We start from the raw sequence: 14,716 nt of genomic DNA, 5'->3' as shown, positions 1-14,716 counted from the left end.
AGCGACGGCCGCCGGGCGAGAGGGATCCGCAGCGCCCGGTCGGCCGCAGAGTACAGCGGCACCAGCACGAGGTCGTGCAGGAGAGCGGCGCCCAGGAACCACACGAGGATCATGAGTGTGTCCCCGTCGAGCAGCCGCACCCCCGCGTAAGCCGCGAGGGCCGACGACGAGACCATCAGCAGCAGGTGCAGAGGTCCTTCCCCGTACCAGCGGCGCAGCACCCGCATCACAGCTCTCCGAACGTCAGGCGGTTCACCCATTTGGTGTTCATCACTCCGGGGGCGGCCGGGACGATGACGCGCGCCGGGTAGCCGTGATCCGGTGACAGGGGCTCACCGTTGACGCCCAGCGCCAGCAGGGAGCGCGGGTCGCGCACCTGGTTGTCCCTGAGCGCCACCCTCCTGAACGGCCCGCTGCGCTGGAGCGACTCCACCAGCACCCCCGGCGGGCCGTCGGGGAAGCCGGCGAGCGCGGCCAGATCCCGCAGAGGGACCCCGCGCCACCACTGGTCGGATGTCGACCAGCCCTCCACACAGGCGATGGGCAGGGCCGCACTGTGCTGCTGCATGTCCAGGAGGTCCGCCCGGGACAACCGGATCTCCCCGGCCGGCCCGACGACGGTGAGCCGCCAGCGTTCCCCCGTGGCGGCCGGAACGATGCCCACCTTCGCGGCGGTCTTGTTGATCTGGAAGCCGTTGGGCCCCTGGCCGGGTTCGGCACCACCGCGCGGCGTCAGCAGGGCGGTCCGCCGCAGCCCGCCGTCGAAGCTCCGGCCGGCGGAGGTCACGAGAAGGAGCAGCGACCCCGCCCCCACGACGGCGAGGGCGCCGCGCCGCGAGACGGTGGGCGGGGCGGGGCGCGACGACGCGAGTTCGTCGCTCTCCCCCGTGGGAAGCCCGTGGCGCAGGACCCGTAGCGCCCGGGGGAGCTTGAGACACGTATGGGCGAGGAAAGCGGCGAAGAAGACCCACGCCCCGTAGAAGTGCAGGGGGTAGAACGATCCGGGGAAGAGGTACTCCAACTGGATGTTGAGCAGTCCGGTGACGCATTCGAAGAGCGCCCCGCCGACGAGCAGCATGAGCGACAGGCGCTCCAGGGCATGCGCGGCAGATCTCACGGGCGGCAGCGTGAACAGCTTCGGGATCACCGACCACAGCTTGGCCAGGAGCACGGGCACGATGACGATCCCCAGGGTGACGTGGACGCCCTGGGTCAGCCGGTACAGCCAGTGAGGGCCCGTGGGCCAGTCGAAGAGGTAGAAGCCCAGCCACCCCTTGCCGGGCGTCTTGTCGTTCACGGCCGCGAGGTCCGGGTTGTACGCCGCGTACGACAGAAGGCCCGTGACGAACAGCAGGGGCATGCCGACGAGGAGCACCAGGCCGAGTACGGCCGTGAACCGCACCCCGCGCACCGGACTGCGCCAGAAGGCGGGCTCGGTGGGGAGAGGGAGCCCGGGGGAGGGGAGGCGTGCACCGGTTCGCCGGGGTCTGTCGCGCATGTGCCGACGTTATGCCGTGGACGCCGCTCCCAGGTGCGTACGACTCCTGACGAAAGTCTGACGTCACGCTCGGGGGTGCGTCACCGGCCGCAGAATCTGACGGTTGTGTGACGCGGCGGCGTCGCACCGGCCGCCGGACCTCTTCGATGCGTAGCGTGCGTGCGTGACGACCGAGGAACGCAGCGACCGGATCCGGCCCCCCGAAGAAACCGGGCCGGCCCCCGCCGACGGGTCCGCCGACCGCCGGGCCGACCTGACGGCAGCCGCGGCGGGAGCCCTGCTGGTGGCCGTGGCCATAGCGGTCGGATGGGTGATCCAGGAGGGCGACGGCAGCCTGCAGGTCCACTGGCCGCCCCTCCTCGCCTCCTGGGATCCGCACGTCGGCCCTGGTACCCCGGCTGCCGTGGCGGTGGCGGTGGCGGTCGTCGCCCACGGGCCGCAGCTCGCGGCTCGGCTCCCCTGGAGGCGGCTGCTGCTCACCTGCTGGACCGGCTCGGTGGCGTGGATCCTCTCGCTCGCCCTCATCGAGGGCTGGTACCGGGGGATCGCGCGCAGGCTGACCACCAAGCACGAATACCTGCGCGTGATCGACCGCTTCGACGACATCGGCGCCGCCCTGCGCGGTTTCACCGACCACATCGTGATCGGGCCGCCGGGCAACTGGCCCGCCCACGTCGCCGGCCACCCACCGGGAGCCACGCTCACCTTCGTCGGTCTGGACCGCGTGGGACTCGGGGGCGGCGCATGGGCGGGCATGTGGTGCATCGTGCTCGGCGGCTCGGCCGCCGTGGCCGTCATGGTCGCGCTGCGCGCCCTGACGGGGGAACACCTGGCGCGGCGCGCGGCTCCCTTCCTCGTCCTCGCCCCGTTCGCCGTCTGGACCGGCACCTCGGCGGACGGCTACTTCGCCGCCGTCGCGGCGTGGTCCGTGGCGCTGCTGGCCCTGGCCGCGACGCGCACGGCCCGGCACCCGGCAGCCGCCGCGCTCGGATCCGGACTGCTGTTCGGGTTCACCTGCTACCTGAGTTACGGCCTGACCCTCATCGCGGTCCTGGCGGCAGCCGTGCTCGTGCTGGCCCGGACCGCGCGCCCGCTCGGCCCCTTCCTGCTCGGCGCACTCGTCGTCCCCGTGGCCTTCACCCTGGCGGGCTTCCACTGGTGGGAGGCCTACCACCTGCTCGTCGAGCGCTATTACCAGGGCGCGGGCGGAACCCGTCCCTACTCCTACTGGGTCTGGGCGAACCTCGCCTGCACGACTCTCGCCGCCGGACTCGCCACCGTCGCCGGCCTGCGCCGCGCGGCGGTGTCGGCCCCCGCCGCCGTACGCGCACTGCGTCCCGGCACCACGACCGCTTCCCAGCGACTCGCGCTTCTCACCCTGGCCGCGCTCCTGGCCATCGCCGCCGCGGACCTGTCCGGGATGAGCAAGGCGGAGACGGAACGCATCTGGCAGCCGTTCGTCGTCTGGCTGATGCCCGTTGCCGCTCTGCTTCCGGACATCGGCACGCGTCGCCGGCTCGCCGCCCAGGCCGTCCTCGCCCTTCTCGTCAACCACCTGCTGTGGACCGGGTGGTGAGCGACGGAGGGGCAGCCCCCGGCGGGCTGCCTCCTGTCATGCGCACCGTGCCACCGTGCGGGCGAGCCACGCCTCGAAGGTCTCCGTGCCCCGGGGACCCGGACCGGCCGGCGAACTGGCCGTCCCTCGTGCGGTACGCCGGCGCGTCCCGGGAACGCGTTCCCGGGACGCGCCTCCTGCCCTCAGTCGCGCAGGCAGAACTCGCGCTCGCCCAGCCACTGGCCGAACCAGTCGCTCAGCGGGACGGTGAAGCACCACCCGTCCTCGTTCGTGTCCGGCAGGGGCGTCGTGGGCGTGGGCTTGTCGGGCTTCGGGGTTTCCGGTGTCCCGCTCGGGTCCGGTGCGGGAGCCGAGGGCCCGGTGGCGTCCGGCAGTCCGCTCAGCATCTCGCGGAACACCCGTGAGGACTCGGGGTTCTCGGAGCACTGCCACACACCGTGCGGGCAGTAGTCCGTGATGGTCTGGTAGAGCGGCTTGTGCCGCTCCATCCACTCCAGCATGCGGCGCATGTACTCGGGGTTGTCGCCGTTGCGGAAGAGGCCCCACTCCGGGAAGGAGATCGGCTTGCCGTGCTCGGCCGCGAAGTCGACCTGCTTCTGCAGGCCGTACGGTTCGTTCACCTGCTCGTCGAAGGTCCGCGCCGGGGGCTGGTCGTAGGAGTCCATGCCGATGATGTCCACGACGTCGTCACCCGGGTAGCACTCGGTCCAGGGCACCGCGTCCCGCCCACGGCTCGGCGCGAAGTCGAAGCGGAACTCCTGGCCGGCCACGGACCGCATGGTCGTGACGATGCGGTTCCAGTACGCCTTCCACGCCACGGGATCGGGACCGCACCGGTGTGTGTAGGTCGTCCCGTTCATCTCCCACCCGAGGACGATCACCGTGTCCGGCACGCCCAGCAGGACCAGCTTCTCGGCCAGTCGGCGGAAGTGCTCGTCGAACTCACCTTCGGCGCCCGCACGCAGGAGCGTCCGCACCTCGCTGTCGGGGACGCGCTCCTCGTTGCGTTCCAGCATGGGTGTGTTGAGGACGAACATGCGGTCGTCGGCGCCCTTGCGCCAGGCGGCCCACGCGGCGAGGAAGCCGGGGCGGCCCTCGATGTTCTCCCAGAGGTCGCCCGGCAGATAGCTGTGCCCGACGCGCAGCTCCGTGCCGCCGAGCCAGCGTGACAGCTCCTGCATCCGCTGGACGCCCTGCGGGCCGTAGTCCAGGTAGGCGCCGACGGCGGTGGTCGCGCCGGCGCCGGGCGGTGCCGGCGCGGCGCCCTTTCCGGACTGGGTGCCGCCGCCGTCATGGTCCGTGACGAGCGCGCCACCGACGAGAAGGCCGAGCACGGCAGCCCCGATGCCGGCATTGATGAGACGGCGCTGTGCGGGCACGGCTCCTCCTTGGGTTGCGCCTGTATCCGACGCTTCCGACCTTAAGGAGAAGAATTCGACTACGGGCGATGGGACGGCCCGCGGATAGACCATTCGCGACACGCGCGGAATCAGCGCGGCCCATTTGGGTGAAGGAATTCGAAGGTGAAGGGGAGCGAGCCGACGCGATTGTCGAAATTCGAGTCGACGAGGCCCGGTTCACCCACGGCGTGGAATTTCGCCCGACGGGTGAGCATTTCCCGCAGGAGGGCCTTCATCTCCAGCTTGGCCAGGTGGGCCCCCAGGCAGTGGTGCGGGCCTCCGCCGCCGTATCCGAGGTGCGGGTTGGGTGACCGGGTGATGTCGAAGGCGTCGGGATCCTCGAAGACCGAGGCGTCCCGGTTGGCGGAGGCGTAGAGGAGCACGACCTTGTCCCCGGGCACGAAGGTGTGGCCGCCGAGTCCGCACTCGGCCACCACCGTCCGGCGGAACTGGATGATCGGTGTGGAGTGCCGGACGATCTCGTCGACCGCGCTGTCCGCGTAGCGGTCGAAGTCCGACTCCAGCAGGGCACGCTGCTCCGGGTGTGTGGTCAGCAGGACCAGCCCGTGCGCGATCGCGTTCCTGGTCGTCTCGACGCCGGCCACCAGCAGCAGGGAGAAGAACGCGCCGAGCTGACGTGAGGACAGGGCCTCGCCGTCGACATCCGCGGTGACGAGCGCCGAGATCACGTCGTCCGCCGGAGCGCGCCGCCGTTCGCGCGCGACGGTCGCCATGTCGAACTGCATGAGCGCCAGGGAACGCAGGCCGCGCCCGGGCACCCGGAGTCTGGCCCTGCCCCTGCGCTGGACCCCGACGTACTCGGACGCCCGGTCGATGCGCGCGGCGATCCTGGCACGGCGGTGCGCGGGCACCCCCATCAGGTCGCAGATGACCTCGAAGGGCATACGGGCGCCCGCCGACCGCATGAAATCGCCGGGACCCCCGGCCACCGTCTCGTCCACCAGCCGCCGGGCGACAGCGACGATGTTCTCCTCCGCCGCGGCGAGCAGCCGCGGGGTGAAGGCCCGGGAGATGGTCCGGCGCAGGGCCGCGTGCTCGGCACCGTCCATGTGGACCATGGAGTTGCCGAACACCGCCTTGGCCCAGCGCGCCGGCTCCGGAGTGGTGACCCCGGGTGCACTGGCGAAGACCTGGGGCTGTCTGCTGGCCGCCCGCACGTCCGCGTGCCTCACCAGCGCGTAGAACGGCGCCGCTCCCGTACGCGGGGTGAAGCGGACCGGTGCGTCGAGTTCGCGCAGCCGGGCGAACGCCGCCAGCCGCTCGGAGCGGGGCAGGCGCCAGAACCCGGGATCGGCCGGATCCGCGGGAACCCCTGCCCGCACGCGGTCCGTGGGTACCTGTGTCGTCGCGTTCATGCACAACCTCCGGGAGCTCGGACGGCCATGCTGTCCCGGTGGGCGGCGCCGCACGGCCGACGCGGCCGGGTCCCGTGGCGAATTACCACGGTCGCGTGAGGCCCAACGGATGAGAACCGTTCGCGTCCCGTCTCGTTGCCCCTCAAGAGCGAGACATCTCGCACGTGCGGACGAAAGGCAGGTACACCCATCATGAACCCGACCACCGGCGCGAGCGGGGAACCGGCCCGCGCCACCGGCCCGGCCCGCCGCGCCGTCCTGCGCACCGCTTTCACCGTGGGCGCCGTCGCCGCGACCGGCGGCGCGCTCGCCCCGGTCCTCCTCGGGAAGCCGGACGGCCGGTCCGGTCCCCAGGACCGCGACGCCGTGGGCCCCGAGCGCTTCTCCGAGCTGTACAAGGGCCGCGACATCCGGGGCACGGTCACCGCCGTCGTACCGGCCGGCGAGCAGCCGGACCCCGGGACCCGGCCCTGGAGCGGCACACAGCCCCATGCGGGTGCGCAGGCGTACGCCGGTACGCAGCCGCACCCGGGGCAGAGCGGACCGGCCGCGGCGGACGGCCACCTCGACGTCCGCATCGACGGCCGGCCCCTGCACGTGATGCGGCGGGCCGACGGCAGCTACCTCAGCGCCGTCAACCACTACGAGTCGTTCCCGACGCTCCTGGAGACGGCCCGCGCGGCGGTCGACGCGCTCGGCACCGCGCAGCTGTCGGCCGTCCCCCCGCACACCATCTGAATCCCAGGAGGAGCACGGGTGTACGCCCGCAAGAACCAGCGCGATCTCACGCGCACCGAGAAGAAGCGACTGGTCGACGCGATCCTGGAGCTGAAGCGCTCCGGACGCTACGACGAGTTCGTCGCCCTGCACCGCCAGTACTACGTGACCGACGCCGAGACGGGGCCGCGTCCCGCCCACATGACCCCGTCCTTCTTCCCCTGGCACCGCCGGTACCTGCTCGAGTTCGAGAGGGCGCTCCGGGCCGTCGACCCCCGCGTCTCCATCCCGTACTGGGACTGGACCCGGGACAACACGGCGGGCGCCTCCCTCTGGGCCGAGGACTTCCTCGGCGGCAACGGCAGGCCGGGCGACCGCCAGGTGATGACGGGGCCGTTCGCCTACCGGCGGGGGAACTGGCGCATCCGTGCCGGCGTCACCGACGACCCCTTCCTGCGGCGCAACTTCGGCCGGCCCTCCGCCCCGGTCACGCTGCCCCGCGCGGCGGACGTCGACCGCGCCCTGCGCGACCCCGTCTACGACGCCGCCCCCTGGAACAGCGTCAGCACCACCGGTTTCCGCAACCGCATCGAGGGCTGGGGCATCAGGGGCGGTCGCGGCGTGGCCAACCACAACCAGGTGCACCGCTGGATCGGCGGTTCGATGGCGGGCGCCGCCTCACCCGACGACCCGGTCTTCTGGCTGCACCACGCCTTCATCGATCTGCTCTGGGCGCGCTGGCAGAAGGCGCATCCGCGCTCCCGCTACCTCCCCGCCCGTGCGCTCCCCGCCGCCGACGCGCAGAGGGACAGGGTGTTCGCGTACGACCGCCCGATGCCGCCCTGGGACGTGGCCCCCTCGCAGCTCATGGACCACACCGGGATCTACCGCTACGTCTGAGGGAACCCCGTTCCGGGCCCATCCGCCCGGAACGAGGTCAGGGCCTCTCCACGCGCCGTGCGGCGCGTGGAGAGGCCCTGACGGTCCCGCAGGGGGAGTCAGTGGCCGTAGCCGTACTCGCTCTTCTCCTCGTGGCTGTCCGACACATTGGCGCAGGTGTTGCCGAACGCCGGGTTCAGCAGCGCGATCACGTTCACCGTGTTGCCGCAGACGTTGACCGGGACGTGCACGGGCACCTGGACGGCGTTGCCCGAAAGGACGCCGGGGGAGTGGGCCGCGACGGCCTCCGCGCCGGAGTCGGCGGTGGCCAGGCCGGCACCGCCGGCGATCAGGGCACCGGTACCCGCCATGACGGCGGCCACCTTCGAGATACGCGACATCAGTTCTCCTTGAGAAGGGGTAACCGGCCGCCGGGGAGGCGACCGCTCTGCCCTGACAACGCGTAAGTCCCCATACGGTAACGGATCACCCGAAAAGTCATCATCCAGGATCAACTTCGTCCGGCCGGGGCGCGCACGGCCGACGGGAGCTCGCTCAGTACGCCGCGCCAGTCCCGCGCGGCCGGGAAACGGGACTTCACGCTCGCCGCCGCCCGGTCCCGCGCGAGGATCTGTGCCTCACGCAGCCGCAGCACGGGCGCGAGGGAGGAACGGGCCAGCAGCAGCCGCTGATTGACCACCGGCACAGGAGCCCAGTGACTCTTGTACTGCTCCGAGCCGCGCAGCAGGCTCAAGCTCCCCCGGGCCGGGCGTGCCGCCTCCCGTGCCAGCTCGCGCAGCAGCATCGAGGAGACGTCCACCCGCTTCCTGAGCCCGGGATCGACGCCGTAGAGGTAACCACCCGTCAGCTGTGGCGAACGCAGCGACAGGTCGGCGGCCACCACCTGCCCGTCGAACACGAACTCCCTGAGCGTGGCCTCGTCGTCGCGGACCATCCTGCGGGTGGAACGCACCAGGTGGGCGCAGAACCGGGACCGCAGGTGCTCCGGGTTCACCCCCCGCCCCGTCCACTGCAGTTCGTGCAGCCGCAACAGGTTGCCGATGGCGACGGCCACCCGGGGGACGGGCACCTGCCGGCACTCGATCCCCATCTTGTCGATCTTGCGCAGCTTGGCCCGAACCCGCTGCGCACGCGGTCCGGTCATCCGCCCGATCAGCAGGTCGATGGGTTCGGCGGGCAGTTCCAGGCAGGTGGAGTCCGTGAGGCTGCTCCGCGCGCCGGACCACGCCTCGGCCAGCAGGTGCGCCGAGGCGCCGGGCCTCACCTCGCGCAGGTCCAGGACCGTGTGCGTGGCGGCGGCGTGGAGCCCGCGCTCCAGAGCCGTGACCGCACCCCGCAGGTCCTCGCCGTCCACCAGGACGTCGAAGTAGTCCGTGATCGCACCGCCCATCGGCACCAGCAGCGGCATGGGGCGGTGCGCGAGCATCAGCGGGGCCGCACCGATCAGCCGCCCGTTCCGCCGTGCCAGGACGACCCGGAGCCGGCCGGGCGTCCCGTAGGAGAGCCACCACGAGTGCAGCCAGGCGTGGCTCTGGAACGGTGTGGCGGTGGGACAGCGGCGGTGCAGCGCGTCCCACTCGGCGGCGAGTCCGGTGAACTCCGCAAGGTCCCGGCAGAGGGTGACGGTGAGCCGTCCTCGGAGGTCCGCCCTCATCGCGCGAGCTCCCGTTCCCCGGCGGGTGCGGCGGCCACGCCGCCCTGGGCGGGACCCGGCACCTGGGCGGTGGAGTCCCGGCGGCCGGCCCGGGGCCGCACGAGCAGGACCAGCCCGCCGGCCAGCCCGCCCGCGCTCGCCCCCACGGCGGTGCCCAGGGGCACGGAGGGCGAGGCCGGATCGCCGGGCGGCACCGCATGGGAGAACTTGATCAGTTTCACGCCGGTCTCCTTCGAGACGTGCCCGCTGCTGACCACCAATGCCTCGGTCACGGCGTTGGCGATGTCCGCGGCACGGTCCGGGTCGTGCGACGTACCGGTGACCGCGATCATGGGCGAGTCGGGGGAGGTCTCGGAGAGCACGTGCGTGCGCAGTTCGCGCACCGGCTCCCCGGCCGCTCCCTTGGCGTAGCCGAGCGTGGCGTCGCTGGTCGCCAGGCGGCCGTAGGACTGCGCGTACCCCAGGGCGGCGGCCGGGTCGACGTCCTTGCCCGCGGTGACCATGGCGTAGCCGGTGGCCGCGTACTCGGGCGTGGCGAGCATCCCGTACGAGAATCCGCACGCTGCTCCGAGCAGCACGCAGGCGGGCAGGGGCCACCAACTGGGGCGTGCGAAGGCGGGGCGCAGCCTGCGGAGCCGTCCGGGGACGGCCGACTGCTGCGCGGGGGAGTCGGTCATGGGTGTGCTCTCTCGGTCGGGGTGACGGGGGCGGTGGCGTGTGCGTAGACGTCCATGAGGCGCCGGCTGCTGAGCCTGATGTCGTAGTGGTCGAGGGCGGACGGCGGAGGCAGCCGGCGGGTGCCGCCCGCCCGCAGACGCCGCAGCGCGGCCGTCAGTTCGTCCGTGGGGTCCCCGGCCGCCGAGCCGGACCCGATACGGATCGCGCCCGGCACCCGGGCCGCCAGGTCCTCGATGGCGGGGCAGGCCGCGTGCACCACGGGCAGCCCGGAGGCCAGGGCCTCGACGGCGGCCAGCCCGAAGGACTCCTCCCGGGACGCCGAGACGAACGTGTCCATCGCGCCCAGCACGGCCGGGACACCAGGCGCCGTGGCCCCCGTGCCGCACTCGCCGAGGAACCGGACCCGGGCCGTCACGCCGAGCCGCGCGGCGAGGGCCCGCAGGGGACCGGCCTCCGGGCCGTCCCCGGCCAGGACGAGCCAGGCATCCGGCAGGGCGGCGACGGCCCGCAGCGCCACGTCGAAGCGCTTTCCGGGGACGAGCCGGCCGACGCCGCCGGCCACGAAGGCGTCCTCGGGGATGCCCAGCCGGGCGCGGGTGGCGCGGCGCCCTCCGGCGTCGAAGCGGAACGCGGCCATGTCCACGCCGTTGGGCACGGTGTGGATGCGCGCGGCGGGGACTCCCCAGGCGCGGAGCCGGCCGGCGACCGTCTCGGACACGGCGACCGTCGCCGCGCCGAGCCGTTCGGTGCGCAGGTACAGCTCCTGGGTGCCGCGGGTCAGCGGGCGGCCCTCGATCTCCGCGTGCCCCAGGGAGTGTTCCGTCGACACCACGGGGGTGCCGGCGAGCCGCGCGGCGATCCGCCCGTAGACGCACGCCCGGTACAGATGCGTGTGGACGAGGTCGTACGAGCCCCGGCGGATCAGCCGGGCCAGTCTGGGTACGGCGGCGAGGTCGCGGTTGCTCCGCATCCCCAGGTGCAGGACGCGGACGCCGTCGGCCCGCAGCCCCTCCGCGACGGCTCCCGGGTTGGTCAGCGTCACGACGTCGCAGCGCACCGGCAGATGGCGCACCAGCAGCCGCAACTGCTGCTCGGCCCCGCCGACCCCGAGACCGGTGATGACGTGCAGCGCCCTCACCGGGCTCCACCTGCCCCGGCGGGCGCGGCGGAGCGGGACCGCAGCCGGTGCCGTACCTCCTTGGCCCGCAGCCGGGCACCCCGGTCCGCCTGGCTGACATGGGTGCGGGGAAGGGCCAGCGGTCCGGCCAGGGAGCCGGGGACGAGGGCGCAGCCGTACGCGTATCCCGCCTCCCGCACCGCGCCGACGACCCGCCGGTCGGCCGTCCCGTACGGATAGCAGAAGCCCGCCGGGGCCTGCCCGGTGATTCGGGCGAGCGCCTCCCGGCTGCCCTGGGTCTCCTCGCGCAGTTCGTCGTCGGACAGCTCCGTCAGATCCCGGTGGAGCAGGCCGTGCGAACCCACCTCCATCCCCGCGGCGGCGACCGTGCGGATGCCCTCCTCGGTCAGCAGCGGCCTGCGCGGGCCCAGTGGATCCCAGGTGTTGGAACCGCCCGGCCTGCCGGGCAGGACGAAGACCGTCGCGGTGCAGCCGTGGGCGAGCAGGACCGGCAGCGCGTCCTCCAGGAAGTCGGCGTACCCGTCGTCGAACGTCAGTCCGACCAGACCTCGTCGGCCGGCGGCCCGCTCGCGCAGCAGTTCCGAGACCCCCACACCGGTCAGTCCCCGGCGCCGCAACCAGGTCAGCTGCTCGTCCAGGCGGCGGGCGGAGACGGTGATGCCGTACGGGTCGTCCGCCGGATCGCTCACCGAGTGATAGGTGAGGATCCACGGCGGGGAACGCCGGGGGAGCGTACGGGCGCGGGGTGGCGAGGTGTCAGCGGCCATGGGGGAACCTCTGTCGGACGAGGGCCAGCAGATGCAGGGCTTCGGGGGCTCTGAGGACGAGGGAGACGAGCAGGAAGGCGACGGGGACGACCAGGCAGCCGGCCGCGAGGCCCGGCAGCGCCCCCGGGACGAGGCCGGCGGCCGACAGCCCGGCCGCCGCGGCCACCGCCGCCGACGCCGCCGGACGGAGAAGGGAGAGGACGACCGCCCCGGTACGGACCGCGACCGCCCGCGACCGCAGCCCCAGGAGCATCGCCAGCGCCGCCGTGCTGATGCCCACCGCGTTGGCGGCGGCGATACCGGCCACGCCGAACGGGGCGGTCAGGACGGTCCCGGCGCCGGTGGTCACGAGGAGGCCCGCGCCCATCGCGCCGAGCGGGTACCAGGTGGGCCTGCCCGTCGAGAAGAACGGCCGGCACAGCGCACCCACCAGTGTGTGGCCGAGCAGCCCGAGGGCGTAGACCCGCATCACGCCCGCCGTGGCCGTCGTGTCCGCCGCGTCGAAGGCGCCCCGCTGGAACAGGACTTCGACGATCTGCGGAGCGCAGCCGAACACCACGGCGGTGCCCAGCAGCACCACGGTGGCGGCCAGCGCCAGGTCGCGTTCGACCCGCCGCCGCGCACCCTCGCGGTCCCCGGACGCCATGGCCCGGGCGACCACGGGGAAGGTCACCGTGCAGATCATCATCGACAGCACCATCGGCAGCTGGGCGACCTTCTGCGCGTAGTTGAGGTGCGAGATGGCCCCGTCCGGCAGGGACGAGGCGAGGAACCTCTCGACGAGCACCTGCGACTGACGGCTCACCACGAACAGGACGACCGGTGCCAGAACCGTCGCGCCGAGCAGGGCCGGGCCCGGCTCCCGCCGCCCCTTCCCTTCGACCCGCCCGCGCGCGGCAGGTACCAGCCGCACGAACGTGGGCAGCAAGGTCACGATCATGAGCACGCTGCCCACCGCCACACCGGCGGCAGCGGCGCGCACCCCCCAGACGGAGTGCAGCGCCAGCGTCATCCCGATGATCCCGGCGTTGTACGCGATGTAGACGCCCGCGGGCGCCAGGAAGCGGCCGTGCGCACGCAGAGCCGCGCTGAAGTAGCCCGTGAGACCGAAGGTCAGCACCGTGACGGCCGTCAGACGGGTGCAGTCCACGGCGAGCCGCGGATCGTCCAGCCCCGGGGCCAGGACGGCGACGGCCCAGGGGGCGCCCCAGACCAGCAGGGCGCCCGCGCAGGCGAGCACGGCCGACAGCCGGGGAAGGGTCGCCGCCACCAGGGCGCGGACGGGGTCCCGCACCTGACCGCCGTCGCCGCGCCGGGTCAGCGCCAGGCTGAACGCCGGCACGAGCAGCAGCGCCATGCCGTCCTCGATCAGCAGCGTGGCCGCCATCTCCGGTACGGTCCAGGCGATCAGGAAGGCGTCGCTGGCGTGGCTTGCGCCGAAGAGCCGGGCGACGGCCTGGTCCCGGACGAGGCCCATCAGGGCCGCGACGACGGTCAGTCCGGCCGCGCCGCCCGCCGCCCGGGCCAGGAGACGCCCGGGAGCCGCCGGCGCGTCAGGCGTGGGCGGGGTGGGGCCCGTCGCCTCCGTGGCCGAACCCGGGGCGGTGGTACTCACGCAGCGGCCGTCCTCTCCGGCTCGGCGAGGGCCCACCACGCGGCCAGGCCGAGCACGATCCCGGTCAGCACGGTGGAAGGGCCGCCGATGTCCGCGTACAGGAAGTCGACGGTCTGCCAGGTCATCAGCCCGACGGCGGCGAGACCGCAGTCCACGGCCTTGGCGTGACCACCACCGCCCCCCGCGCGGGCGGCCGACAGCCTGCGTACGCCTGCGGCCAGGAGCGCCGCCCAGGATCCGGCCAGCAGGGTGAAGCCGACCATGCCTTGCTCGCTGAGCACCAGCAGGTACATGTTGTGGGGGGAGAGGAGCGGCTGCTTGCGGAACTCCTGCCCGGCCCCGGCGGTGTCGCTCCCCGCAGAGAGCCCGATCGAGGCGTGGGCGTCCCGGTACGCGGGGAAGCCCTTCAGACCGACCCCGGTCGCCGGGTGCTCGCGCCACATGCCCTCCGCCGCGGCCCACATCGTGTAGCGGTCGCTGACCGACCGGTCCGGCGCGCTCGTCACCTCGGTGATGCTGGTGAGGCGCTGCGCGATCATCTCGGAGCCGACGCCGAATCCCCCGACGAGCACCACCGCGGCCGCGCCCAGCACGGCCAGCGAGCGCAGGGCCTGCCGGAACCCGGTCAGCGCGATGACGACGAGGACGCCGGCCGCGGTGGCGATCCAGGCGCCCCGGCTGAAGGACAGCGCGAGCGGGACGAGCAGCAGCGCGGCGGTCACCGGAGCCCAGGGCCTCAGCCACCGGGGGGCGCCCGCAGGGGTGCGCAGCGTGCACGCCACCGCCACGAGGAGCCCGTAGCCCACCACCGTGGCCATGCCCATCACGTCACCGGGGCCGAAGGTGCCGACCGCCCGGACGTCCTCGCCCATGTACGAGGCCCCGGAGCCGGTGGCGTACTGGTGGACGCCCGTCGCACCCTGGACGACGGCCAGCAGGACGAGCGCGCCGGCGAGGACCCGGAAGTCCCGCGCGTCCCGCACCAGCAGCAGGACGGCGGCCGGTACGAGGACGAAGACCTGCAGGTGGCGCACGAATCCCGGCAGCGCCGCCGCCGGGTCCCCGGCGCACACCGTGGCCAGGGCGAGGCCGAGGGCGGGCAGCCCCAGTACGAGCGCTGCGGCCGGGGTGAGCGGACGCCGCCGCAGGAACAGCAGGCGTGCCGCGCAGACCAGGACGGCCACACCTGACACGAGATCGGCCGCTGTGGCGCCGCCGAGTACGCTCCCGCCCTCCGGGCCCTCGGAGGGGAGGGCGACGAGCAGGACGGTCGCGACCAGCGGCAGCAGCGGCCATCGGTCGCGCCAGGTCCGGCGGAGCGCGGTCGCCCCGCCCGGAGTCCCGGGCGGCTGCGGGGCCGCCCGGGGGGCGGGGGGCGCGGTCACGGTGAGCGTCAC

The 14,716-nt window shown here is 73.4% G+C and carries 13 protein-coding genes; 3 read left to right on the top strand and 10 right to left on the bottom strand.

From position 1 onward, the window contains the following. Nucleotides 1-226: 226 nt before the first annotated feature. Entirely contained in the window at nt 227-1,498 is a 1,272-nt protein-coding gene (locus ACFY8O_RS17740) for a molybdopterin-dependent oxidoreductase (RefSeq protein ID WP_387903276.1), read from the bottom strand. Between the two features lie 163 nt (nt 1,499-1,661). Between ACFY8O_RS17740 and ACFY8O_RS17735 the strand changes: the two genes are divergently transcribed. Further along, nucleotides 1,662-3,074, top strand: a complete 1,413-nt coding sequence (locus ACFY8O_RS17735; protein WP_387903274.1) for a hypothetical protein — start codon at nt 1,662-1,664, stop codon at nt 3,072-3,074. Nucleotides 3,075-3,256: 182 nt separating this feature from the next. On the opposite strand, the gene ACFY8O_RS17730 is transcribed toward ACFY8O_RS17735, so the two are convergent. Together ACFY8O_RS17730 and ACFY8O_RS17725 are read right to left on the bottom strand one after the other, a co-directional pair. Next, on the bottom strand, nt 3,257-4,453 hold the full coding sequence (locus ACFY8O_RS17730) for a glycoside hydrolase family 26 protein (protein ID WP_387903271.1): 1,197 nt from the start codon (nt 4,451-4,453) through the stop codon (nt 3,257-3,259). A 110-nt stretch (nt 4,454-4,563) separates the two neighbouring features. Beyond that, complete coding sequence (locus ACFY8O_RS17725; RefSeq protein ID WP_387903268.1) at nt 4,564-5,850, bottom strand: cytochrome P450; 1,287 nt, start codon at nt 5,848-5,850, stop codon at nt 4,564-4,566. A 192-nt stretch (nt 5,851-6,042) separates the two neighbouring features. On the opposite strand from ACFY8O_RS17725, the gene ACFY8O_RS17720 reads away from it, so the two are divergent. Further along, complete coding sequence (locus ACFY8O_RS17720; protein ID WP_387903265.1) at nt 6,043-6,588, top strand: tyrosinase family oxidase copper chaperone; 546 nt, start codon at nt 6,043-6,045, stop codon at nt 6,586-6,588. 18 nt (nt 6,589-6,606) lie between these two features. Beyond that, on the top strand, nt 6,607-7,467 hold the full coding sequence (locus ACFY8O_RS17715) for a tyrosinase family protein (RefSeq protein WP_145812767.1): 861 nt from the start codon (nt 6,607-6,609) through the stop codon (nt 7,465-7,467). A 98-nt stretch (nt 7,468-7,565) separates the two neighbouring features. Here the strand turns inward: ACFY8O_RS17715 and ACFY8O_RS17710 are convergent, their stop codons facing one another. The 7 genes from ACFY8O_RS17710 to ACFY8O_RS17680 all read right to left on the bottom strand — a co-directional run bounded on the left by ACFY8O_RS17710 (nt 7,566) and on the right by ACFY8O_RS17680 (nt 14,716). Next, a complete protein-coding gene (locus tag ACFY8O_RS17710) occupies nt 7,566-7,847 on the bottom strand; it encodes a chaplin (protein ID WP_145812765.1) in 282 nt (93 codons plus the stop codon). 110 nt (nt 7,848-7,957) lie between these two features. Further along, the gene (locus ACFY8O_RS17705) at nt 7,958-9,121 is read right to left on the bottom strand and encodes a GNAT family N-acetyltransferase (protein ID WP_387903260.1); all 1,164 of its coding nucleotides are present in this window, start codon (nt 9,119-9,121) and stop codon (nt 7,958-7,960) included. Beyond that, a complete protein-coding gene (locus tag ACFY8O_RS17700) occupies nt 9,118-9,798 on the bottom strand; it encodes a YveK family protein (protein ID WP_387903258.1) in 681 nt (226 codons plus the stop codon). The genes ACFY8O_RS17705 and ACFY8O_RS17700 overlap by 4 nt, the downstream gene beginning before the upstream one ends. Continuing rightward, complete coding sequence (locus ACFY8O_RS17695) at nt 9,795-10,937, bottom strand: glycosyltransferase (protein WP_387903255.1); 1,143 nt, start codon at nt 10,935-10,937, stop codon at nt 9,795-9,797. Before ACFY8O_RS17695 ends, ACFY8O_RS17700 begins: the two co-directional genes overlap by 4 nt. Then, nucleotides 10,934-11,704, bottom strand: coding sequence for a polysaccharide deacetylase family protein (locus ACFY8O_RS17690; protein ID WP_145812743.1), 771 nt, complete (start codon nt 11,702-11,704; stop codon nt 10,934-10,936). The genes ACFY8O_RS17695 and ACFY8O_RS17690 overlap by 4 nt, the downstream gene beginning before the upstream one ends. Further along, nucleotides 11,694-13,319 (bottom strand): lipid II flippase MurJ, encoded by a 1,626-nt coding sequence (locus ACFY8O_RS17685; RefSeq protein WP_387903252.1) that lies wholly within the window; start codon nt 13,317-13,319, stop codon nt 11,694-11,696. Before ACFY8O_RS17685 ends, ACFY8O_RS17690 begins: the two co-directional genes overlap by 11 nt. Beyond that, nucleotides 13,316-14,716: an O-antigen ligase family protein gene (locus tag ACFY8O_RS17680; RefSeq protein WP_387903249.1), complete on the bottom strand. Its 1,401-nt coding sequence runs from the start codon at nt 14,714-14,716 to the stop codon at nt 13,316-13,318. Before ACFY8O_RS17680 ends, ACFY8O_RS17685 begins: the two co-directional genes overlap by 4 nt.

Source organism: Streptomyces argenteolus (assembly GCF_042902585.1).
GTDB classification, from domain to species: Bacteria; Actinomycetota; Actinomycetes; order Streptomycetales; family Streptomycetaceae; genus Streptomyces; species Streptomyces argenteolus.
Note: the sequence above shows the minus strand (reverse complement) of the source record. Positions and strands in the feature narration are given on the sequence as shown.

Bases quoted from the DNA above. Each gene is read 5' to 3' on its own strand.
- ACFY8O_RS17740 (WP_387903276.1), bottom strand. From the start codon at position 1,498: ATGCGCGACAGACCCCGGCGAACCGGTGCACGCCTCCCCTCCCCCGGG.
- ACFY8O_RS17725 (WP_387903268.1), bottom strand. From the start codon at position 5,850: ATGAACGCGACGACACAGGTACCCACGGACCGCGTGCGGGCAGGGGTT.
- ACFY8O_RS17720 (WP_387903265.1), top strand. From the start codon at position 6,043: ATGAACCCGACCACCGGCGCGAGCGGGGAACCGGCCCGCGCCACCGGC.
- ACFY8O_RS17710 (WP_145812765.1), bottom strand. From the start codon at position 7,847: ATGTCGCGTATCTCGAAGGTGGCCGCCGTCATGGCGGGTACCGGTGCC.
- ACFY8O_RS17705 (WP_387903260.1), bottom strand. From the start codon at position 9,121: ATGAGGGCGGACCTCCGAGGACGGCTCACCGTCACCCTCTGCCGGGAC.
- ACFY8O_RS17700 (WP_387903258.1), bottom strand. From the start codon at position 9,798: ATGACCGACTCCCCCGCGCAGCAGTCGGCCGTCCCCGGACGGCTCCGC.
- ACFY8O_RS17690 (WP_145812743.1), bottom strand. From the start codon at position 11,704: ATGGCCGCTGACACCTCGCCACCCCGCGCCCGTACGCTCCCCCGGCGT.